Raw genomic sequence first — 21,030 nt, 5'->3', positions numbered from 1 at the left:
CGACCATCTGGCCGAGCCTGGTGGCGGCCTGAGGCGCTGGCCGACCGACGCGCGAGCCGCCCCCGTCGCTGAGCCGCCAGCGGTGTCGGCACGCGGTGCTCAACGCGCCGGCGGACCGACGTGCGCGCCGCCCGTGGTCGTCGAATCGGGTGGCGGCCTGAGGCGGTCCCGGACCCGGTGCCGGCGGGCCGCTCGGGAGCACCGACGGGCCGTGCCGAACTCGGGCGGTTCGGGCTCGTTCGATCGTCCGGGCCAGTCGGGTGCACGAGCGGGTCGTTTGGGGTGGCCTTTGCGGGAATCCACGAGATCGACGGTTACGCGATACGGTCGAACGGTGACGATGTCCGAGGTCCGCACCACTGATGGGGTGCTGGCAGACCGCTTCGGGCGGGTAGCTACCGATCTGCGGGTATCGCTTACCGATCGGTGCAACCTCCGCTGCACTTACTGCATGCCTGCTGAGGGGCTTGCGTGGTTGCCGCGTGAGGAGTTGCTCAGCGATGCCGAGATTGTGCGGTTGGTGCGGATCGCGGTCGAGCGGCTTGGTGTTACGGATGTCCGGTTTACCGGTGGTGAGCCCCTGATCCGGCCCGGGCTCGTCGACATCGTCGGGGCGTGTGCCGAACTGCAGCCGCGGCCGAAGATGTCTGTCACTACCAACGGGATCGGGCTCGAGCGGTTGGCTCCCGCGCTCAAGGCTGCCGGGCTCGATCGGGTCAACGTCTCCCTGGACACCTTGGATCCGGCGCGGTTCAAGGCGTTGACCCGGCGCGATCGGCATTCCGACGTGATCGCCGGGCTTACCGCCGCGGCCGACGCCGGGCTCGTGCCCGTCAAAATCAACTCGGTGCTCATGCGCGGTGTCAACGACGACGAGGCGCCGGAGTTGGTGCGGTTCGCGTTGGCGCACGGCTACGAGCTGCGGTTCATCGAGCAGATGCCGCTCGACGCGCAGCACAGCTGGGACCGCGCCACGATGGTGACCGCCGATGAGATTCTCGGTTCGTTGCGGGACAGCTACACGCTGCTACCCGACCCCGTTGAGCGGGGCGGGGCGCCGGCCGAGACTTGGGTCGTCGACGGTTACACCGCCAGTGACGGTGGGCCCGCTCGGGTGGGTGTGATCGGCAGCGTCACGCGGCCGTTCTGCGGTGACTGTGACCGGACCCGGCTCACCGCCGATGGGCAGATCCGGAACTGTCTATTCGCGACGGAGGAGTCGGATCTGCGCGGGGCGCTACGCGCGGGCGCCACCGACGACGAGTTGGCCAGGCGCTGGCAGGCCGCCATGTGGGTCAAGCGTGCCGGGCACGGCATCGACAACCCCTCGTTCCTCCAGCCCGCACGGCCGATGTCCGCCATCGGCGGGTGACCGGCCACCGACGGTGCGCGGCGGGGTCGGAGATAGGCTGATCGGCATGGGTAATGGCGTCGACGGAGGCGCTTCGGGGGCGGTCACCGTGCGGTTCTTCGCCGGTGCGCGGGCGGCGGCCGGGGTCGCGGAGACCAACGTGTCCGCCGGGCTGACGCAGGACGACCTCGTCGCCGAGCTGGTCGGGCGGCACGGCGAGCGGTTGGCGACCGTACTCAAAGTGGCGAGTTTTCTTGTCAACGGCGTCGCGTGGCGGGACGGTCAGCGGCCGCTGCCCGCCGGTGCCGAGGTTGACGTCCTTCCGCCCTTCGCGGGTGGGTAAGTGGGCATCGTTCTCTTCGTCGGCTTCGCCTTCGCCGCCATCGGTCTGATCCACTTCTACCTCTGGAAACGGCTCGTCAAGGACACCACCCAGCCGGGCAAATGGCGGCGGGTCGGCGCCGTCGCGGCGCTCGTCCTCGGGTTGCTCGTGCCGGCCACGTTGATCGGCACCCGCACCGGCGTCACCGCGCTCGCCTGGCCCGGGTACCTGTGGATCGCCTTGATGTTCTACCTGCTCGTCGTGCTGCTCCTGCTGGAGATCCCGATGCTGGTCATCCGCATCGTGCTCCGCAACCGCGCCGCCGCAGGCCCAGCACACCCGGCGGACGCCAAAACCGCCGCCGCCCAGAGCTCCGCGGCGACGACCACCACGACCGAACCACCACCACCGCCGCCAACGACAACACCGACGACACCGACGACACCGACGACCCCGACCACAGAGACGCCGACCGAAAGCGCAGGCATCGACCGCCGGCTCCTCCTCGCCCGCGGCGCCGCCATCTTCGCCGGCCTCACCGCGACAGGCATCACGGCGTACGGCACCCGCACCGCCCTGAGCGCCCCACGCCTCGACCGCGTCCAGATCGCCCTGGCCAAACTGCCCCGCGCCATGGACGGCTTCACCATCGCCACCGTCTCCGACATCCACCTCGGCCCGCTCGCCGGCCGGGCGCACACCCAACGCGTCGTCGACGTCATCAACCAGACCCAGGCCGACCTCGTCGCCGTCGTCGGTGACCTGGTCGACGGCTCGGTCCAGGAGCTCGGGGCCGCGGCGCAGCCGCTCCGACACATCCAGTCCCGCCACGGCGCCTTCTTCGTGACCGGCAACCACGAGTACTACTCCGGCGCCGAAGAGTGGCTGGCCGAGGTCGAGCGGCTCGGCATCCGCACGCTGCGCAACCAGCGACAGCTCATCACCGCGCCCGGTGGCGCGATCGACCTCGCCGGCGTCAACGACGTCGACGGCGAAGGCACCAGCACCGGCGGGCCGGACATCGCGGGCACGCTGCGCGACCGCGACACCACGATCCCGGTCGTCCTGCTGGCGCACCAACCGGTCCAGGTGCACGAAGCGGAGAAGAACGGCGTCGACCTGCAGCTTTCCGGGCACGCGCACGGCGGCCAGATGGTGCCGTTCAACTTCCTCGTCCGGCTCCAGCAGCCCGTCGTCAACGGCTACGCGCAGTTCGGGGACACCCAGCTCTACGTCACCAACGGCGCCGGATTCTGGGGGCCGCCCGTACGCGTCGGCGCACCACCACAAGTCACCCTTGTGGAGCTTCGCACCCGTTAGCGCTGTGCGACACGCCGCACCACGGTGGACGGTCACCCCGTTCGGCGACGGGGCATGGCACTATGCGGCGTGCCTCCGTACGCAGCCGCACCCTTCGTCGCGGATCTGCACATCCATTCCAAGTACTCCCGCGCCTGCAGCCGCGACCTCACCCTGCCCAATCTCGCGCTCTGGGCGCGCCGCAAGGGCGTCACCCTCCTCGGCACCGGCGATTTCACCCATCCCGCCTGGTACGACCACCTGAAGGAAAACCTCCAACCGGCCGAACCCGGACTCTTCCGGCTCAGCCGCGACGCCGAGCAGGCCGCCACCAGACAACTCCCGCCGCGGCTGGCAGCGACAGAGGAACAGGTCCGGTTCACCCTCTCCGTCGAGATCTCCACGATCTACAAGCGGGACGACCGCACCCGCAAGGTGCACCACCTGATCTACCTGCCCGACCTCGACGCCGTCGCGCGGTTCAACGCCGCCCTCGGCCGGGTCGGCAACCTCGCCTCGGACGGTCGCCCGATCCTCGGCCTCGACTCGCGTGACCTCCTGGAGATCACGCTGGAGGCGAGCCCGGACGGCTACCTCGTGCCGGCGCACATCTGGACGCCGTGGTTCTCGGCCCTCGGCAGCAAGTCCGGCTTCGACGCGATCGCCGACTGCTACGCCGACCTGGCCGACCACATCTTCGCCGTGGAGACCGGCCTCAGCTCCGACCCGGCGATGAACTGGCGGGTCTCGAGCCTCGACCGCTACCAACTGGTGTCCAACTCGGACGCCCACTCCCCGCCGGCCCTGGCCCGCGAGGCCACGGTCCTGCAAACGGACCTGGACTACTACGCCGTACGCGACGCCCTCCGCACCGGCGACGGCCTGGCCGGCACGCTGGAGTTCTTCCCTGAGGAGGGCAAGTACCACGCCGACGGCCACCGCCTCTGCGGCGTCAACTGGGAACCGGCCCGCACCCGCCAAGCCGGCGGCCTCTGCCCGGAATGCCACAAACCCTTGACCATCGGCGTTCTCAGCCGAGTCGAGGACCTGGCCGACCGACAAGACGGAGAAATCCGCAAAAATCCGAAGCCGACCCAACACCTCCTCGCCCTCGCGGAAATCATCGGCGAGATCAACGGTGTCGGACCACGATCCAAAACCGTCGAAGGCAAGCTCAACCATCTCGTCGCCACCCTCGGCCCAGAGCTGACCATCCTCCGCGACACCCCGCTCGACGACATCAAGAAGACCGGCGGCGACCACCTGGAAGAGGCCATCCGCCGCCTCCGCCGCGGCGAGGTCCACCGCACCCCGGGCTACGACGGCGCGTACGGCATCATCCGCGTCTTCGACAAGCACGAGCTGCCCAACAGCACGCCACAGGCCGACACCCTGTTCGACGTACCACCGCAAACCAGGCGGAAAGCCAAGCCAGCACCGGACCGCCCGAGTGAGGGATCGGCCAGGCGCGGGCCGGTCAAGCGCGTCGAACCCCCGATCCCGCCACCACCGCAGGTCTCCCCGCACGAGCCGTTCGAGCCGATGCTCGCCGGCATGGAAGAGGTCGGCACCGGCCTGCTCGACCGCCTCGACGCGATGCAGCGCGTCGCCGCCTCCGCACCCGGCGGCCCGATGCTGATCGTCGCCGGCCCCGGCACCGGCAAGACCCGCACGCTCACCCACCGCATCGCCTACCTCTGCGCCGAGCTGGGCGTCTTCGCCGAGCACTGCCTCGCGATCACGTTCACCAGGCGGGCCGCCGAGGAGCTGCGCACCAGGCTGGACGGCCTGCTCGGCCCGGTCGCGCAGGACGTCACCGTCGCTACGTTCCACTCGCTCGGCCTGACCATCCTGCGCGAGAACGCGGCCGCCGCCGGCCTGCCGAAGGACTTCCGGATCGCCGACGACACCGAGCGTGAGGCCGCCCGCAAGGAGGCCGGCGAGGACGACGCCACCTACGTCAAGCTGCTCCGCGGCCAGGACCTGGTCGACCTCGACGAGCTGGTCACGCTGCCGCTGCACCTGCTGCGCAAGGACCCGGACCTGGTCGACCGCTACCAGGGCCGGTGGCGCTGGATCTTCGTCGACGAGTACCAGGACGTCGACGACACGCAGTACCAACTGCTGCGCCTGCTCTGCCCGGCGGACGGCAACCTCTGCGCGATCGGCGACCCCGACCAGGCGATCTACTCGTTCCGCGGCGCGGACGTCGGCTACTTCATGCGCTTCGCCGAGGACTTCGTCGACGCCCGGCTGGTCCGGCTGACCCGCAACTACCGCTCCTCCGCGCCGATCCTGGCCGCCGCCGTGCAGGCGATCGCGCCGTCGTCGCTGGTCCGCGGCCGCCGCCTCGACCCGGCCCGGCTCGACCCGGAGGCGCCGCTGGTCGGCCGGTACCCCGCCACGACCGCCACCGACGAGGCCGACTTCGTCGCCCGTACCATCGACGACCTGGTCGGTGGCCTTTCCCACCGCTCACTCGACTCGGGCCGGATCAGCGGCAACGCCGCCGGCGTCTCCTTCTCCGACGTCGCGGTGCTCTACCGCACCGACCAGCAGGCGGCGCCGATCCTCGAGGCGCTGTCGCGGGCCGGCATCCCGGTGCAGAAGCGCTCGCACAACCGCCTCCGCGACCGCGCCGGCGTCGCCGCGATCGCACGTGAGCTGCGGCTGGCCAGCGCGGACCAACCGATCCAACTGCCTGCCCGCGTACGCCGGGCCGGCCAACTGCTGGCCGACCGGTTCGCGATGCCCACCCTGGACAGCACCGGCCACTCCCCGACCCCGGCCGACGTCTGGTCGGCCGTCGAGGTGCTCACGCCGCTGGCCCAACGCTGCGGCGACGACCTCGAGCAGTTCCTCGCGCAGCTCGCCACCGGCGCCGAGGTGGACGCCCTGGACGCCCGCGCCGAGGCGGTCACGCTGCTCACGCTGCACGCCGCCAAGGGCCTCGAGTTCCCCGTGGTCTTCCTGGTCGGCTGCGAGGACGGCCTGCTGCCGTTGCGGATGTTCGACCGGAACACGGACGACGACGTCGCGGAGGAGCGCCGGCTGTTCTTCGTTGGCGTGACCCGCGCGCAGGACCGGCTGTACGTCTCGCACGCACAGCGCCGGTTCCGGCTCGGCACCGAGCGGGAGACCGGCCCGTCACCGTTCCTCGACGCGATCGACGCCGGCCTGTTCGAGCGGCTCGGCGCGACCGAGGAACGGCGGCCCAAGGACCGCCAGCTACGCCTGATCTAAGGCCAGGGGTAGGTTTGGCGCGGTTCCGGGAGGTGAGCAGCGCCCGGTCAGACGCTACGGTGACCACAGCCACCGATGAAGACTCCCTCGGCCAGGAGGAAACGTCCATGTCGAACTACGGACCGCCGAGCGGTGGGCCGTACCCGGGCCAGCCGCAGGAGCCCTGGCAGGGCCGTCCGTCGAACGACCAGTACGGCCAGCCGTCGGACCCGTGGGGCGGTCAGGATCCGTGGGGCGGCCAGCCGCAGTCCAGCCCGCCGGGTGGGCCGGGCTCACCCAGCTACACCGGTGGCGGCGACTACGGCCAGGGCAACCCCGGCTACGGCCAGCCCGGCCAACCGAACTACGGGGACCAGGGCTACGGCAACCAGGGCTACGGTGACCAGGGCTACGGCCAGCCGGGCTACGGGAGCCAGCCGACCTACGGCGGGCAACCGGGTTACGGCGGGCAGCAGACCTACGGCGGTCAACAGCCCAACTACGGCCGGCCGACCGAGCAGTACGACCAGAACTTTCCGCAGTACGGCACCGAGCCCGCCTGGACCACGCCGGAGGAGCCACCGCGCAAGAAGCGGATGAGCCCGGTCGTCGTCCTGGTCGTCGTGCTCGCGGTGCTGGTCTGCGGCGGTGGCGCGGCGGCGGTCTACTTCGTCGGCCGCCCGGACGACAAGGGCAAGGTCAACACCGCGAGCACGGCCGACCCGTCGGCGGATCCGACCGAGGCCGCGCAGCAGCCAGCCACGCCGAAGCCGGAGTCGTCCGCCGACGCCCGGTTCGTCAAGAAGGGCCAGTGCGTCAAGAACGTGGGTTCGCCCAACGACCCCAAGCTCGAGATCGCCAAGTGCGCCCCGAAGACCTACCAGGTGCTGGCGCGGATCGACGCGGCCACCACCGGCCAGGACGACGCCGAGAAGAAGTGCAAGGACGTCGACGGCTACACCGACTGGTACTTCTTCGACAGCCCGCTCGACCTCAACGACTACGTGCTCTGCCTCAAGCTCCGGAACACCTAGGCGAAACTAGCAACGTCTAGGCAGGACGCTAGACAGCGTTAGAGACGGCCAGAGCGCGACACGCCGTACCCACATCTACGCATTTCTAGGGTCTTTCCTAGATCGGCCGATACGGTCATCGACATGGATCCGGTGCGCAACCCCTACGCACCCGGTGCCGGTCAGCGCCCGCCGGAGCTGGCCGGGCGCGACCGCGAGCTCGACGTCTTCGACGTGGTGCTCGAACGGGTCGCCCGCGGCCGCCCCGAACGCAGCCTGGTGCTCACCGGCCTGCGCGGGGTCGGCAAGACCGTGCTGCTCAACTCCCTGCGCTCCCAGGCGATCGGCCGGCTCTGGGGCACCGGGAAGATCGAGGCCCGGCCCGACCAGTCGCTGCGCCGCCCCGTCGCGGCCGCGCTGCACATGGCGGTGCGTGAGCTCGCACCGCGGCACCGTGCGCCGGACCGGATCGACGACTTCCTCGGCGTGCTCAAGGCCTTCGCGCTGCGCGCCAACCAGGCCAACGCCAAGCTGCGCGACCGCTGGCAGCCCGGCATCGACGTGCCGGCGAAGGCCGGGCGGGCCGACTCCGGTGACATCGAGATCGACCTGGTCGAGCTGTTCACGGACGCCGCCGCGGTGGCCACCGACGTCGGCACCGGCGTCGCGCTGTTCATCGACGAGATGCAGGACGTCCCGGCGGACGACGTCTCCGCGCTCTGCGCCGCGTGCCACGAGCTGTCGCAGCTCGGCGCGCCGCTGATCGTGGTCGGTGCGGGCCTGCCGCACCTGCCCGCCGTGCTGTCCGCGGCGAAGTCCTACTCGGAGCGGCTCTTCCGTTACCAGCGCATCGACCGGCTCGACCGGATCGCGGCCGACCAGGCGCTCGGGGCCCCGGCAGCGCGGGAGGAGGTCGAGTACGAGCCGAAGGCGCTCGACCTGCTCTACGACAAGTCGGGCGGATACCCCTACTTCGTCCAGGCGTACGGGAAGGCGACCTGGGACCACGCCCCGCGTACGCCGATCACAGCCGACGACGTCCGGGTCGCCGCTCCCGAGGCCGAGGCCGAGTTGGCGGTCGGGTTCTTCGGGTCGAGATTCGAACGCGCGACGCCCGCGGAGCGGGAGTACATGCGTGCGATGGCCAGCCTGTCCGCGGCCAGCGGCAGCGACGACATGGACATCGCGGTCGCCACGGCCGAGGTGGCGCAGGCGCTGGGCCGCAAGCCCGCCAGCCTGTCACCGGCCCGCGACGCGCTGATCAAGAAGGGCCTCATCTACTCGGGCGAGCGCGGCACGGTCGCGTTCACGGTCCCCCACTTCGGACGGTATCTGCGCACGCAGCCGTAGGTCTGTCGCACCGTTTGGGGGATACGGGGACCTCCGACGGGGTAAGAGTTAAGCCATGAGTCCCGTACGCACGGTCGCGCGCCTGTTCCTCAGCACGATCTTCGTCGTGAGCGGTGCCCGTTCGGTCGCCCGCCCGACGGTGTGGGTGCCGCGGGCCCAGAAGGTGAGCGACAAGGTCGGGCCGCTGTTCGAGAAGGCGCCCAAGAACGTACCCACCGATGCCGAGTCGCTCGTCCGCATCAACGGCGCGGCGCAGGTCGCGGCCGGTCTGATGCTCGCGACCGGACGGTTCACGCGGCCGTCCGCGCTCGTCCTCGCCGGCACCCTCGTGCCGACGACGCTCGTCGGGCATCCCTTCTGGACGATCAAGGACCCGATCGAGCGGCGGCACCAGGAGACGCACTTCATGAAGAACCTCGGGTTGTTCGGCGGGCTGCTGATGGCCGCGCTCGACAACCAGGGTCGCCCGGGCCTGGCCTGGCGGGCGAGCCACTACGCGGGACATGGTCGGCACGCGATCGAGCACGGCCGGCACAACCTGGAGCACGGGCTGCACTCGATCGGGCACGGTCAGCAGTCGGTGCGCCGGGCGGCGCGGACGGCCAAGCGCGAGGCGAAGATCGCCTACCGCGCCGCCGCAGCTGGGCGCAGGTTGCCCAGCTGAACGCCCGCTGAATCAGTCACGAACTACCTGAAACGCATGAACCAGTCGCCCTGCGTTAACGCGGACGAAATGTCGCGAACTAGTGTGGGATCGGACACGGTCAGATAACGCGCCAGGCGACGCAACACGGGCCCCTTTAGGCTCGATGACGGACCTGGACGGCACGTTACAAAGGGTACGGGGGTGGCCACGCCATGCCGGCGACCGTCGGGAGACGGATGGACCGCCTCGTCCTTACCAACGACCCTGTCCGTGGGATCTATCGTCGGAACGTCGTGCGCCTCGGCATCCTCGTCGGCGCGTTCGTCACGGCCTGGTACGCCATCGGTGCGTTCGGCAGGCCGTACAACTTCTTCGACATGAAGATCTACCACGGCGCGGTCGTCTGGTGGGCGAGCGGACACGATCTTTACGCGTATGCCGCGCCGGACACGGGGCTGGGGTTCACCTACCCGCCCTTCGCCGGCGTGCTCATGCTCCCGATGTCCAAGGTCCCGTTCGGGGGCGCCGCCTGGATCAACGTGGTCGCCAGCATGCTCGCGCTCGCGGTGGTCATGTGGGCGCTGATGGGCCCGATCGCGCGCCGTTACGGCTGGTCACGCTGGTTCTCGGTCGGCCTCACGGTGGCCGCCGCGGCGGCGATCGAGCCGGTCCGCGAGACGCTCGGCTACGGCCAGATCAACCTGCTGCTGTTCCTGCTGATCATGGCGGACCTGGTCGCGCTGCGCTGGCGCGCCCGGTCGAGCGCCGGCTTCCTCCCGACCGGCGGCCCGCTGGTCCGGTTCATCCGGGGCGGCTCGTGGGCCGGCGTCGGCATCGGCCTGGCCGCCTCGATCAAGCTGACCCCGGCCCTGTTCGTGGTCTACCTGGTCGTCACCAAGCAGTGGCGGGCCGCGACGACCGCGGTGGCCACGGCCGTCGGCGTCAGCGCCGCGACGTTCATGGTCGCCGGCAAGGACTCGGCCGCGTACTTCCTGCGGGTGATCTGGGAAACCGAGCGCGTCGGCGCCGCCGACATGACCCCCAACCAGTCGCTGGCCGGCGTCCTGGCGCGGCTCTACGACACACCCGAGGCGCCGACCCTGCTGTGGCTCTCGTTCGCCCTGCTGGTCTTCGCCCTCGGCCTGTCCCGCGCGGCTCGCGCCCACGCCGACGGCGACGAGCTCACCGCGTTCGTCCTGGTCGGACTGACCGCCAACGTGATCAGCCCGATCTCCTGGAGCCACCACCTGGTCTTCGTGATCCCGGCGATCCTGGTGCTGGCCGACGCCGCGATGCGCCGCCGCGATGCGAGCCGGGGCCTGGAGAGCGGCCGCCGCCTGACGAGACGCGGCCTCACACCGAGCGCCGGGATGGGCGGGCTGGCACCGCTGCGCACGCCGATCTGGTTCCCGGCCTTGACCGGCCTGCGGCACGCCAGCGCGGCGGTCGCGGTCTACCTGCTGTTCCTGGTCTCACCGATCTGGCCGTACGAGCACCAACTGCCGGAGTTCTCCCACTACGACGACGGCCTGTGGGGCGCGCTGATGGAAAACTCGTTGGCGCTCGCCCTGATCATCCTGGTCGCCACCCTGCCGTGGCGCCCGGGCGCGGAGCCGGCGTTCTATCCGGAGCGCTTCCGCATCGACCGGCGCGCGATCGACCAGCGGTAGTTCACGAACAAGATGTCCCGGGCCCGTCGGGGGCGCGACCGTCGCTCCCGCCGGGCACCGCTCGCTCCGCTTCGCTGCCAGGTCCGCGGTGGTCAGGCACCTTTCTCCGCCGCGCCCGCCTCGCGGCTGAATCCAGGTAAGACGTTGTCGCCATGGCAGCAACGAATAGCCTGGATCGGCCAGGGCGACGGGCGGCGAGACGGGGTGGACGGGGAAGGCGGCCGGCGGAGCTGGCCCGCACGCTCGACGCGGCGCGGCGACGACCTGCGCCGGGTGCACTGTAAGTCGACCGCCCGGGTCGACGACCTCGTCGGAGACGGCGGAGCCACGAATCCGCCTACGGGCAGTTGACCCACTCTTCGGTGCCGTCGGTGAAGACCTGGCGCTTCCAGATCGGCAACCGCGCCTTGGCCTCGTCGACCAGTCGGCCGCAGGCCGCGAACGCCGCACCGCGGTGGGCGGTGCTGACCGCCGCCACCAATGCCACGTCGCCGATCTTCAGCGCGCCGACCCGGTGCGACACCGCGACCGCGTACACCTCGGGATCCTTGGCGATCTCCGCCGCGACCTCGCGCAGCACCTCGAGCGCCGTGGGGTGCCCCTCGTAGTCGAGCGAGACCACCGACCGGCCGCCGTCGTGGTCGCGCACCACGCCCTGGAACGACACGACCGCGCCCGCGCGCGGGTCGGCCACCGCCGCTTCGTGGGCGGCGAGGTCGAGCGGCTCCGGCGTCACGTTGACGATCACGGTCGTTCTCCCGGGAGTAGCGGCAACGGTACGAACGGTACCCGCGCACCGACCTCACCGGACGTGCCCGGCGCGATCACCGCGAACCCGTGTGCCCGGGCCAGCCCGCGCAGCATCGCCGAGCCGACGTGGCGCATCGGGCGGGCCGTGCCCGCGGCGGCGTCCACGTGCACGAGCGCCAGGTGGGTGTAGTCGCCGCGCCCCGGGACCGGCTCGGCCAGCTCCACTGTGCCGAGTGCCGGCAGCGCCCGCCCGCGCAGGCCCGCGAGCAGCGGCTCGACCAGCGACGCGAGCGCGACCAGGGCCGACTGTGGGTTGCCCGGCAGGCCCGCGATGAACCGCGCCCGGCCGTCGTCGCCGATCACCCGGGCGACCAGCATCGGGAAGCCGGGCCGCACGGCAACGGTGTTGACCAGGTATTCGGCCCCGAGCTCGGCGAGCGCCGGGTGCAGGTGGTCGACCGGGCCGTGCATCGTGCCGCCCGTGGTGCAGACCAGGTCGGCGTCGGCGAGTGCGGAGCGGATCGCCGCCACGTGCGCGACGAGCGTGTCCTCGACCGGGCCGACCACGGCGCTCGGCGCGATCTGGCACCCGTATCGCCGCAATAGGGCGGGGACGTTCGGGCCGAGCGCGTCGCGGACCCGGCCGTCGCCCGGCGGACCCTGGGTGAGCAGCTCGTCGCCGAAGACCCGCAGCGCGGCGCGGGGCCGCGGCCGCACCCGCAGCGTGTCGTAGCCGCAGGACGCGGCGAGCCCGAGCACACCCGGGTCGACCGGCGTGCCCGCCGGCACGAGCAGCTCGCCCAGCTCGGCCTCTTCGCCGGGGCGCCGCCACTCGACGGTCTCGCGGAGCCGGCCGGTGACCCGGCCGTCGTCGGCGCGTTGCGACTCCTCGACCCGGAGCACGGCGTCGGCGCCCGGCGGCAACATCCCGCCGGTGGCGATCTCGACCGCGGTGCCGTCGTCGGTCAGCGGCGCGGGGGAGTTGCCCGCGAGCACCTTGCCGACCAGCGTCCACGGCGCGGGGCCGCGGACCGCGTAGCCGTCCACACTCGACGTCGGGAACGCGGGCAGGCTGGTCAGCGTGACCAGATCCTGTGCCAGGGTCAGGCCGTCGGCCTCGTCGACCGGCAGGTCGACGGGTGGCAGCGCGGCCGCGCGGCCGGCCTCGTGCATCAGGTCGCGGGCCGCGCCCCACGCGGTCGGCGCGGTGGTCGCGACGGTCTCGGCGGTCACCCTGCGAGCCTATCGCCGCGGCGTTGGTCAGAGGTTGGGCACCGGATGATCTCCACCGCGGAGCTGGTCGACGGCGTGCACCAGAATCGGGCCGAGCACGGCGAGGCCGTCGCGAGCCCCGCCCTTGGAACCAGGCAAATTGATCACCAGGGTGCGGCCGGCCACGCCGGCGACGCCGCGGGACAGCGCCGCGGCCGGGATCTTCTCGCGGCTGTGGGCCCGGATCGCCTCGGCGATGCCCGGCACCTCGTAGTCGAGCAGCACCTTGGTCATCTCGGGCGTCTGGTCGGTCGGCGTGATGCCGGTGCCGCCGCTGGTCACCACCACCTCGATGCCCTCGGCGATGGACATCCGCAGGGCCTGGGCGACGGGCTCGCCGTCAGGGACGACGATCGGCTCGCCGACCTCGCAGCCGATCTGGCGCAGGCCCTCGACGAGGATCGGTCCGCTGGTGTCCTCGTACACCCCGGCGGCCGCCCGGTTCGAGGCCACGATGACGCGCGCGCGGATCACTGCTCGTCCTCCCTGGTCCAGAGGCCGGTCTTGCCGCCTTCCTTGCGCAGCACGCGGACGTCGGTGATCGACGCGGCCGGGTCGACCGCCTTGACCATGTCGACCAGGGCCAGGCCGGCCGTCGCGACGGCGGTCAGCGCCTCCATCTCGACCCCGGTGCGGTCGGCGGTCCGGGTCACCGCGGTGATCTCGACGCTGGTCTCGCCCAGCGTGAAGTCGACGGTCACCCCGGTCAGCGCGATCGGGTGGCAGAGCGGCACGATGTCGGGCGTCTTCTTGGCGCCCATGATGCCGGCGACCCGGGCCACCGCGAGCGCGTCGCCCTTGGGCAGGCCGTCGCGGCGGAGCAGGTCGATCACCTCGGCGGTGGTGCGGAGCCGGCCGGCGGCGGTGGCCCGCCGGGCGGACACGTCCTTCGCGGAGACGTCGACCATGCGGGCCGCTCCGCTCTCGTCGACGTGCGTCAGGTTGGTCTCACCCACGATGTGAGCCTATCGGGGCCCGCCGGCACCGTGCGGTACCGACGCTTTCCCGCTCAGTTATATCGATCTCGTACTATCGCACAAATTTTGTCCGGCGCCCGCACGGTTTGTTAATGCACTCTGAATGCATTCGACGGCCCGTCCGGAAGGAGCATAGACCGTTGTCCGATCGGCTACGCAGCGTGTCAGTTCGACGGTCAGTCCCGAGAATTTGATCCCGACTTATCGGGATCAGTCCAAGTATGCAGATGCGGAGCGTTGACATAAGTCACGCAACCAGGGGTGGTCCCTTACCGCTTCTGGGCCGAGAATATGCGGTGCGACCATTGCCCACGCACCGCACACAATCGCTGACCGCCCGCTCGGTTCCGATTTCGGAGAGCGCTCCGGACCGAATCGTACAAACCGCACTGGGTCGAATGCGCTTCGCATTCACACCAGAACAGATCGTCACAAAACGGGTTGCAGTTAGCGAATAATGCTCATATCGACATTTCTGGGTTCAAATCAGGCCGCGATCAACTTACGCTGGTCCCATCGCCGGAACAAGCCGGCCAGAGACTTTGGGAGAGCGGTCATGCGCGGCAACGAGTGGACCTGATTTCCGATAGCACAAAGGTCACGGTCCGGTATGCTGGCGTCACTCTTGGGTGTCGCTCCGATGGGGATCGATTGACCGCCGAACCGAAGGCACACCACAACGCGACCGATCGGCAGCTGCGGCTGCTCGTCGGTCTCGTGGTGTTTGTGGCCACGGTCGCGACGGCGGCAGCGCTTTATGCGATTGCCACGAAAACGGTGGAATTTCCGTCTCCATTGACAATCGTGGCATTGGCGGTGGCGGCGACGGCCTCCAACCGAGCCATGCTGACCGTGCGCATCCGCTCCACCAAATACGGCCAATCCTGGACCGAAATCGTCACCCTTGTCGGTTTGGCGGTGGCCCCACCGCCCTGGGTGGTCGTGTGCACCGCGGCCGGCATCCTCGTCGGCCGTCTCCTCAGCCGGGTCAGTCCGCTGAAGATCGCATTCGGAGTCGGCAAGGACATCGTCCTCGCCGCCGTCGGAGCCGGTGTCGTCTACGCCTTCCACGCCGCGTTCACCGGCGACACGCCGGAGTTCCACGTCGTCGCGCTGATCCTCGCGTTCCTCGCCATGACGGTCCTCGACGAGCTGCTCGTGCACCCCGTCGTCGCGCTTGCCACGCGGTCGCCGCTCCGCCAGCAGTTCCGGCGCTACCTCGACATCCGCGTCGGGCTCGCGTTCGCCCGGCTCGCCGTCTCGGTCGTCATCGTCTGGCTGCTGTCCGTCAACGGCGACGCCCAGGTGCTGCTGGTCGCGCCGCTGCTGATCCTGACCCTGCACCTGTGGTACTCCAGCCGCATCCGCAAGCGCGACGAGCGCGCCTCGTGGCAGCGGCTGGCCAGCTCCGCCGAGGCGCTCAACGACGTCGACCTGCGCCGCGTCATGGAGGTCGCGGTCGAGTGGACCCCGGACCTCTTCTCCGCCGACGGCGCCGAGGTCGAGGTCTTCGACCCGCCCATGCGCGTCCGCGGATCCGGTGGCAAGATCGACGCGGCCGGCGAGGGCGAGTGGCCGAGCGACGCCTACGTCATCACCACGGTGCTCGAGGACCGGCAGGACAAGACGCCCATCGGCGAGCTGCGCCTGCGCTTCCGCGGCCCGGTGCAGCTCAACGAGATGGAGATCTACAAGCTGCGCACCTTCTCCTCGGCGCTGAACACCGCTATCCACAACGCCTCCGCCTATGCGGAGCTCCAGCGGGTTGCCGTCGTGCACGCGCACGATGCCGCGCACGACGCGCTCACCGGGCTGGCCAACCGCCGACAGCTGCTCGACCAGGGCCAGCGAATGATCGCCGAGCGGCACGCCGACGGTGTGATCGCCCTGCTTCTGCTCGACCTCAACCACTTCAAAGAGGTCAACGACACGCTCGGGCACGCGGCCGGCGACGACGTGCTCAGGCAGGTGGCCGACCGGCTCAAGACGGCCGCCCACGCCGGCGACCTGGTCTCCCGGCTCGGCGGCGACGAGTTCGCGGTGCTGCTCACCGGCCTGCCCGCGCCGGCGATCGCCGCGCACCGCGCCGAACGCCTGATCGCCGCGCTGCGCGAGCCGATCGAGGTCGAGGGCATGCGGATCAGCATCGAGGCCAGCGGCGGCATCGCGACCGCGGCGAGCAGCGGCGGCATCGCCGAGCTGCTGCGCCGGGCCGACGTCGCGATGTACCAGGCCAAGCGCTCGGGCGGACGGATCGCCACCTACTCGCACGCCCGTGACACCGCCGACATCGGCCGGTTCGCGATCACGGGCAGCATGTCCAGCGCCGTCGCGGACGGCACGCTCACCGTCGACTTCCAGCCGATCGTCGACCTGGTCAGCGGCGAGGTCCGCGCCGCCGAGGCGCTGGCCCGCTGGCACCACCCCGACCACGGCACGGTCGACCCGCTGCGGTTCCTCGAGACCGTGGAACGCAGCGGCCTGCTGCCGGCGTTCGCCGAGGCCGTGCTCGACCAGGCGCTGCTTGCCTGTGTCTCCTGGCGGGAGGCCGGCTTCGACCTGCCGGTCGCCGTCAACGTCGCGCCGCGCAGCCTGCTCGACCCGCGGTTCCCCGGCTCGGTGATGACCCGGCTGCGCACCCACGACCTGCCGCCCGACCGGCTCATCCTCGAGCTGACCGAGACCCTGACGATCAGCCAGCTCGAGGTGGTCGACCAGGTGCTCGGCCGGCTGCGCGACGAGGGCGTCCGGCTCGCGCTCGACGACTTCGGCACCGGCTACTCGTCGTTGTCGGTGCTGTCGCGGATCCCCGTACACGAGCTGAAGATCGACAGCGAGTTCGTCACCGCGATGGAAACCTCGCCCGAGGCCGGCGCGGTCATCCGGTCGACGGTCGACCTGGGGCGCAGCCTCGACCTCGCCGTGGTCGCGGAGGGCGTCGACAGCGAGCCGCAGCGACGCGCGCTCTGGGAGCTGGGCTGCACCGCGGGCCAGGGCCAGCTCTTCGCCCGGCCGATGACGGCCGCGCGGCTGCTCGCCTCGCTGCACCGCGGCTCCGGCGGGCGGCCCGGCACGCTCGCGCCGGCGCTGCACGACGAGGGCGCCGTCATCCGGCTGACCCCGCACCGCCGGGCGGTGCCGCGACAGCGCAGCGAGCGTTTGCCACACTTGGGCGGATGATCACCTGGTCCCGGCTCGACCGCGCGGCCGGCGGCCTGGCCTTCGACCTCGGGTTGTACGCCGTCTCCGCGGGCTTCGCGGCGATCACGGCGGCCACCTCGACCCTGCTGCCGCACCGCGCATGGGGTGCGGTCGCGGCCTGGGGATACGCCGCCGCCGCGGTCGCCGTGCTCGTGCAGTGGCTCGCCGGCAACCGTGACCCGCGGGTGCGCGCGGCGATCGTCGGCGTCGCCTGGGTCGCCACCGCCTGGCTGCCGATGCTGATCCAGAGCGTCGAGCGGGCCGGCGGGCGCACCGACCGGGCGCAGGAGGAGGTGCTGGTCGTCGAGGACGGCGGCGGCCGGCTCCTGCACCACGGGACGCCGTACCTGTCCGACGACACGATCGCGCGCCTGCCCGTCGACGAGCGGTTGCTCGGCTATCTGCCGTACCAACCCGGTATGTCGCTGTTCGGCCTGCCCCGGGCGGTGGCCGGTGACGCGTGGTGGACCGACGCGCGGGTCTGGTTCCTGCTGGTCACGACCGCCGCGCTGGCCTTGGCCGTCGCGCTCGTCCGCGGGCCGCGGGTGTTGCGCGCCGTGCAGCTGACCACCGTGCTGCCGGTCTGTGCGCTCACGGTCGCGACCGGTGGCGACGACCTGCCGGTGCTGGCGCTGTGCCTGCTTTCCCTCGCGCTGTGCGCGCGGTCGCGCTGGGGCTGGGCCGGAGTCGCGGCCGGGCTCGCCGGTGCGCTCAAGCTGTTCGCGCTGCCGATCGTCGCCGTGCTGCTGATCCATGCGCTGACCCGGCGGCGGTTCGGTCGGTTCGCGCTCGGTGCGATCGGGTTGCCGGTGCTGGCGGTCGTGCCGCCGCTGATGCGCGACCCGGGCGCGTTGGTCGACAACGTGATCGGCTTCCCGCTCGGGCACGGCGTGGTGACCAGCCCCGCGGCGTCGCCGTTTCCCGGGCATCTGATCGCCTCCGGGTTGCCGGGCGGGCGGTTGATCGCCGCCGGCCTGCTCGGGCTGGCGGGCGTCGTGATCGCGGTGTGGCTCGTGCGGCGGCCGCCACGGACCGCTGCCGCGGCGGCCCTTTTCAGTGGGTACGGGCTGCTGGCGGCGATCCTGCTGATGCCCGCGACGCGGTTCGGTTACCTGCTCTACCCGGTGGCGCTGTTGGCCTGGGCGGCCGCGCTGCGCATGTCGGCCGGGCCCGAGGCGCCGCGCGATCGGGTGGAAGAGGAGACGGGCGGGCGCGCGACGGCGTACACCTGAATGGGTGGGGTCTTCGTCGTTTCCCAACCGGGTGGCGGGCGGCGCGGCGCTCGCTGACGCGCTGGCGGGCTACGCGCGGCGACCCGATGTGATCGTGCTCGGTCTGGTCCGCGGCGGCATGCCGGTCGCCGCGACCGTCGCCACGCGGCTCGGCCTCGCGCTGGACGCGCTGGTCATCCGCAAGCTGGGCGTGCCGTGGGCGCCGGAGGTCGCGTTCGGGGCGCTCGGCCCGGGCGGTGTGCTGGTGCGCAACGACGACGTGGCCTCACGGCTGGATCAGCGCGACATCGACGGCGTGTTGACACGGGAGTCGGCGGAGCTGGCGCGGCGGGAGGCGCACTATCGCGGCGGGCGCCCGCCGCTCGCGTTGCACGGCAAGGTCGCGGTGCTGGTCGACGACGGGCTCGCGACCGGTGCGTCGGCCCGGGCGGCGGTGGCGGTCGCCCGCGCGCTCGACGCCGCGCGGGTCGTGGTGGCCGTGCCGGTCGGCTCGGGGCGGGCCCTCGCCGCGTTGGAGCCGCTGGTCGACGAGCTGGTCTGTCCGCTGCGGCCGCCGGGGTTCGGCGCGGTCAGCGAGTTCTACGACGACTTCCACCAGGTGACCGACGGTGAGGTGGCCGAGGCGCTCGACTCGGCGCACGTGCGTCCACCCGGTACCGTCTAGTGATGCAGATGACCTGTCCGAAGTGTCGTGGCGAGATGCGGACCTACGAACGCAGTGGCGTGACCATCGACCAGTGCGGCGAGTGCCGGGGGATCTTCCTGGACCGCGGCGAGCTGGAGAAACTCTTCGAGGCCGAGGCCAACTGGAACCGTCAGCACGGTGGCGCCCCGGCGCCGGGCCAGCCGGCGCCGGCCGGTTACGCGCCCCCGCCCCCGCCGCCGCCGGGTGGGCACGGGCAGCCGGGCTACGGGCAGCCGAGCCACGTGCCGCCGCCGCCCCCGCCGGCGCACTACCCGCCGCAGCCGGCCTACGGCCAGCACGGCGGGCATTACGGATACCACGGCCACTACCGCCACAAGCGCCACAAGGGCTTCCTGGGCGAGCTGTTCGACTGAGCTTCCGGGCACGGGGCTGGTGGCCGTTGTCGGCTGCCGGCCCCGTGGTCGCATGAGATCGTCTAGATATGACGGCTCCCGCCCTCGGCGCGGCATATGACGCGATCACCGCGACGGTTCTTCCGTTGACGGACGACGACCTGCTGCGCGGTACGCGATGCCGCGGCTGGGTGGTCGCCGACGTGCTGTACCACCTGCTCGAGGACGCGCGGCGGGCACTGGTCACGTTCACCAGCATCGTCCCCGGACCGTCCGATGTGGATCACGTCGGCTACTGGTCGGCCTACCCGGGCAGCGGCGATCCCGTCGCCAGCCAGCACAACGCGTGGCTGACCCGCCGGGCGGCCGGCGCGTTCGAGCGGCCGGCGGCGATCGCGGCGGTGTGGGCGGAGACGGCGCCGGCCGCCGCCCGGGCCGCTCTCGCCGCCGACCCGGCGTCGTTCGTGGCGACCCAGGGGCACGTGCTCTCGGTGCCGGATTTCGTGGCGACGCTGGTCACCGAGGCCGTGGTCCACCATTTGGACCTCAGCGTGGCTTTGCCGGCCCCGGCCGCGCCGCCCACCGCCGCGCTGGACGTCGCCGTGTCCACGATGGATGGTCTGCTGAGCGACGAGGTGGTCCGGCCGATGAGCTGGTCGCCTACCGAATATCTGCTGAAGGCCAGCGGCCGGGAGCCGTTGACGCCGCGGGACCGGGTCGCACTCGGCGAGGCGGCCGGGTGGTTTCCGCTGCTGGGCTAGGTGTTTTGTCCGGTGAGGTTGGGGACGCGGCAGGCCGCGTTGATCGGCCGGACTGGCTCTAGATCGCCATGTCGACGAAGCGCGACAGGTGGAGCTGGGCGGCGACCGTCACCGTGTCGGTCGGGCCGTTCCGGTGCTTGGCCACGATGAAGTCGGCCTCGCCCGCGCGCGGCGACTCCTTGTCGTAGTAGTCGTCGCGGTGCAGCAGGATCACGACGTCGGCGTCTTGCTCGATCGAGCCCGACTCACGGAGGTCGGACAGCTGCGGCCGCTTGTCGGTGCGCTGCTCGGGACCACGGTTGAGCTGGCTCACGGCGATCACCGGGCACTCGACCTCCTTGGCGAGCAGCTTGAGGCCACGGGACAGGTCGGCGACCTCCTGCTGGCGGCTCTCGGTGCGCTTCGGCGAGGTCATGAGCTGCAGATAGTCGACCACGATCATCTTGAGGTCGTGGCGCTGCTTGAGCCGGCGGGCCTTGGCCCGGATCTCCATCAGCGTCATGTTGGGCGTGTCGTCGACGAACAGCGGCGCCTCGCTGATCTCGCCCATCCGGCGGGCCAGCTTGGTCCAGTCGTCGTCGGAGAGCTGCCCGGAGCGGAGCACGTGCAGCGGCACCCGCGCCTCGGCGGAGAGCAGCCGCATGACGATCTCCACTTTGCTCATTTCAAGCGAGAAGATCGCACTGGCACAGTTGTGGCGGATAGCCGCATTCCGGGCGAAGTCCATGGAGGCCGTGCTCTTGCCCAGACCGGGCCGGCCCGCGACGATCACGAGCTGGCCGGCGTGCAGGCCGTTGAGCAGGCGGTCGAGGTCGGTGAAGCCGGTCGGCACGCCGGTCATCACGCCGCCCTGCGCGCCGACCGCCTCGATCTCGTCGAGGGTCGGCTGCAGCATGTCGGCGAGGATCGCGAAGTCTTCGCTGACC

18 protein-coding genes are annotated in these 21,030 nt (G+C 71.3%); 13 read left to right on the top strand and 5 right to left on the bottom strand.

What is annotated here, in order from left to right; all coding sequences use genetic code 11:
- The first annotated feature begins 340 nt into the window (after nt 1-340).
- The 8 genes from moaA to AB0H87_RS13895 all read left to right on the top strand — a co-directional run bounded on the left by moaA (nt 341) and on the right by AB0H87_RS13895 (nt 10,873).
- Nucleotides 341-1,372, top strand: a complete 1,032-nt coding sequence (gene moaA / locus AB0H87_RS13930) for a GTP 3',8-cyclase MoaA (RefSeq protein ID WP_360143940.1) — start codon at nt 341-343, stop codon at nt 1,370-1,372.
- Nucleotides 1,373-1,418: 46 nt separating this feature from the next.
- Nucleotides 1,419-1,694 (top strand): MoaD/ThiS family protein, encoded by a 276-nt coding sequence (locus AB0H87_RS13925; RefSeq protein ID WP_360143913.1) that lies wholly within the window; start codon nt 1,419-1,421, stop codon nt 1,692-1,694.
- Nucleotides 1,695-2,993: a metallophosphoesterase gene (locus AB0H87_RS13920; RefSeq protein WP_360143910.1), complete on the top strand. Its 1,299-nt coding sequence runs from the start codon at nt 1,695-1,697 to the stop codon at nt 2,991-2,993.
- 69 nt (nt 2,994-3,062) lie between these two features.
- The gene (locus AB0H87_RS13915) at nt 3,063-6,215 is read left to right on the top strand and encodes a UvrD-helicase domain-containing protein (RefSeq protein WP_360143907.1); all 3,153 of its coding nucleotides are present in this window, start codon (nt 3,063-3,065) and stop codon (nt 6,213-6,215) included.
- Nucleotides 6,216-6,322: 107 nt separating this feature from the next.
- Nucleotides 6,323-7,228 carry a flagellar basal body protein FliL gene (locus AB0H87_RS13910; RefSeq protein WP_360143904.1) on the top strand — a complete coding sequence of 302 codons (906 nt, stop codon included), beginning with the start codon at nt 6,323-6,325 and terminating at the stop codon, nt 7,226-7,228.
- A 123-nt stretch (nt 7,229-7,351) separates the two neighbouring features.
- Complete coding sequence (locus AB0H87_RS13905) at nt 7,352-8,557, top strand: ATP-binding protein (RefSeq protein WP_360143901.1); 1,206 nt, start codon at nt 7,352-7,354, stop codon at nt 8,555-8,557.
- A 55-nt stretch (nt 8,558-8,612) separates the two neighbouring features.
- A complete protein-coding gene (locus AB0H87_RS13900; RefSeq protein ID WP_360143898.1) occupies nt 8,613-9,221 on the top strand; it encodes a DoxX family protein in 609 nt (202 codons plus the stop codon).
- A gap of 194 nt (nt 9,222-9,415) precedes the next feature.
- Entirely contained in the window at nt 9,416-10,873 is a 1,458-nt protein-coding gene (locus tag AB0H87_RS13895) for a glycosyltransferase 87 family protein (RefSeq protein WP_360143895.1), read from the top strand.
- A 337-nt stretch (nt 10,874-11,210) separates the two neighbouring features.
- Here AB0H87_RS13895 and AB0H87_RS13890 read toward each other — a convergent pair whose 3' ends face one another.
- The 4 genes from AB0H87_RS13890 to moaC all read right to left on the bottom strand — a co-directional run bounded on the left by AB0H87_RS13890 (nt 11,211) and on the right by moaC (nt 13,854).
- Nucleotides 11,211-11,621, bottom strand: coding sequence for a molybdenum cofactor biosynthesis protein MoaE (locus AB0H87_RS13890; RefSeq protein ID WP_360143892.1), 411 nt, complete (start codon nt 11,619-11,621; stop codon nt 11,211-11,213).
- Nucleotides 11,618-12,796, bottom strand: a complete 1,179-nt coding sequence (locus tag AB0H87_RS13885) for a molybdopterin molybdotransferase MoeA (protein WP_360143937.1) — start codon at nt 12,794-12,796, stop codon at nt 11,618-11,620. Before AB0H87_RS13885 ends, AB0H87_RS13890 begins: the two co-directional genes overlap by 4 nt.
- Before the next feature lie 87 nt (nt 12,797-12,883).
- Nucleotides 12,884-13,369 (bottom strand): MogA/MoaB family molybdenum cofactor biosynthesis protein, encoded by a 486-nt coding sequence (locus AB0H87_RS13880; RefSeq protein ID WP_360143890.1) that lies wholly within the window; start codon nt 13,367-13,369, stop codon nt 12,884-12,886.
- Entirely contained in the window at nt 13,366-13,854 is a 489-nt protein-coding gene (moaC, locus tag AB0H87_RS13875; RefSeq protein WP_360143934.1) for a cyclic pyranopterin monophosphate synthase MoaC, read from the bottom strand. Before moaC ends, AB0H87_RS13880 begins: the two co-directional genes overlap by 4 nt.
- An 861-nt stretch (nt 13,855-14,715) precedes the next feature.
- Between moaC and AB0H87_RS13870 the strand changes: the two genes are divergently transcribed.
- The 5 genes from AB0H87_RS13870 to AB0H87_RS13850 all read left to right on the top strand — a co-directional run bounded on the left by AB0H87_RS13870 (nt 14,716) and on the right by AB0H87_RS13850 (nt 20,104).
- Complete coding sequence (locus AB0H87_RS13870) at nt 14,716-17,052, top strand: EAL domain-containing protein (protein WP_360143931.1); 2,337 nt, start codon at nt 14,716-14,718, stop codon at nt 17,050-17,052.
- Complete coding sequence (locus AB0H87_RS13865) at nt 17,049-18,305, top strand: glycosyltransferase 87 family protein (RefSeq protein WP_360143887.1); 1,257 nt, start codon at nt 17,049-17,051, stop codon at nt 18,303-18,305. The genes AB0H87_RS13870 and AB0H87_RS13865 overlap by 4 nt, the downstream gene beginning before the upstream one ends.
- Before the next feature lie 4 nt (nt 18,306-18,309).
- Entirely contained in the window at nt 18,310-18,969 is a 660-nt protein-coding gene (locus AB0H87_RS13860; RefSeq protein ID WP_360143884.1) for a phosphoribosyltransferase family protein, read from the top strand.
- Nucleotides 18,969-19,364, top strand: coding sequence for a zf-TFIIB domain-containing protein (locus AB0H87_RS13855; RefSeq protein ID WP_360143881.1), 396 nt, complete (start codon nt 18,969-18,971; stop codon nt 19,362-19,364). The genes AB0H87_RS13860 and AB0H87_RS13855 overlap by 1 nt, the downstream gene beginning before the upstream one ends.
- A gap of 68 nt (nt 19,365-19,432) precedes the next feature.
- Nucleotides 19,433-20,104, top strand: coding sequence for a maleylpyruvate isomerase family mycothiol-dependent enzyme (locus tag AB0H87_RS13850; protein WP_360143878.1), 672 nt, complete (start codon nt 19,433-19,435; stop codon nt 20,102-20,104).
- A 58-nt stretch (nt 20,105-20,162) separates the two neighbouring features.
- On the opposite strand, the gene dnaB is transcribed toward AB0H87_RS13850, so the two are convergent.
- Nucleotides 20,163-21,030 (bottom strand): replicative DNA helicase (gene dnaB / locus AB0H87_RS13845; protein ID WP_360143875.1); only part of this gene is annotated, 868 nt, incomplete at its 5' end.

It is taken from the genome of Asanoa sp. NPDC050611 (assembly GCF_040654855.1).
Classification (GTDB): domain Bacteria; phylum Actinomycetota; class Actinomycetes; order Mycobacteriales; family Micromonosporaceae; genus Asanoa.
This window is presented reverse-complemented; position numbering and strand designations above follow the sequence as displayed.

Excerpts from the sequence above, each read along its gene's own strand:
- AB0H87_RS13910 (WP_360143904.1), top strand. The coding sequence starts at position 6,323 with ATGTCGAACTACGGACCGCCGAGCGGTGGGCCGTACCCGGGCCAGCCG.
- AB0H87_RS13905 (WP_360143901.1), top strand. The coding sequence starts at position 7,352 with ATGGATCCGGTGCGCAACCCCTACGCACCCGGTGCCGGTCAGCGCCCG.
- AB0H87_RS13865 (WP_360143887.1), top strand. The coding sequence starts at position 17,049 with ATGATCACCTGGTCCCGGCTCGACCGCGCGGCCGGCGGCCTGGCCTTC.
- AB0H87_RS13870 (WP_360143931.1), top strand. The coding sequence starts at position 14,716 with ATGCTGACCGTGCGCATCCGCTCCACCAAATACGGCCAATCCTGGACC.
- AB0H87_RS13895 (WP_360143895.1), top strand. The coding sequence starts at position 9,416 with ATGCCGGCGACCGTCGGGAGACGGATGGACCGCCTCGTCCTTACCAAC.
- AB0H87_RS13925 (WP_360143913.1), top strand. The coding sequence starts at position 1,419 with ATGGGTAATGGCGTCGACGGAGGCGCTTCGGGGGCGGTCACCGTGCGG.
- AB0H87_RS13900 (WP_360143898.1), top strand. The coding sequence starts at position 8,613 with ATGAGTCCCGTACGCACGGTCGCGCGCCTGTTCCTCAGCACGATCTTC.
- moaA (WP_360143940.1), top strand. The coding sequence starts at position 341 with ATGTCCGAGGTCCGCACCACTGATGGGGTGCTGGCAGACCGCTTCGGG.
- AB0H87_RS13850 (WP_360143878.1), top strand. The coding sequence starts at position 19,433 with ATGACGGCTCCCGCCCTCGGCGCGGCATATGACGCGATCACCGCGACG.
- AB0H87_RS13885 (WP_360143937.1), bottom strand. The coding sequence starts at position 12,796 with ATGCACGAGGCCGGCCGCGCGGCCGCGCTGCCACCCGTCGACCTGCCG.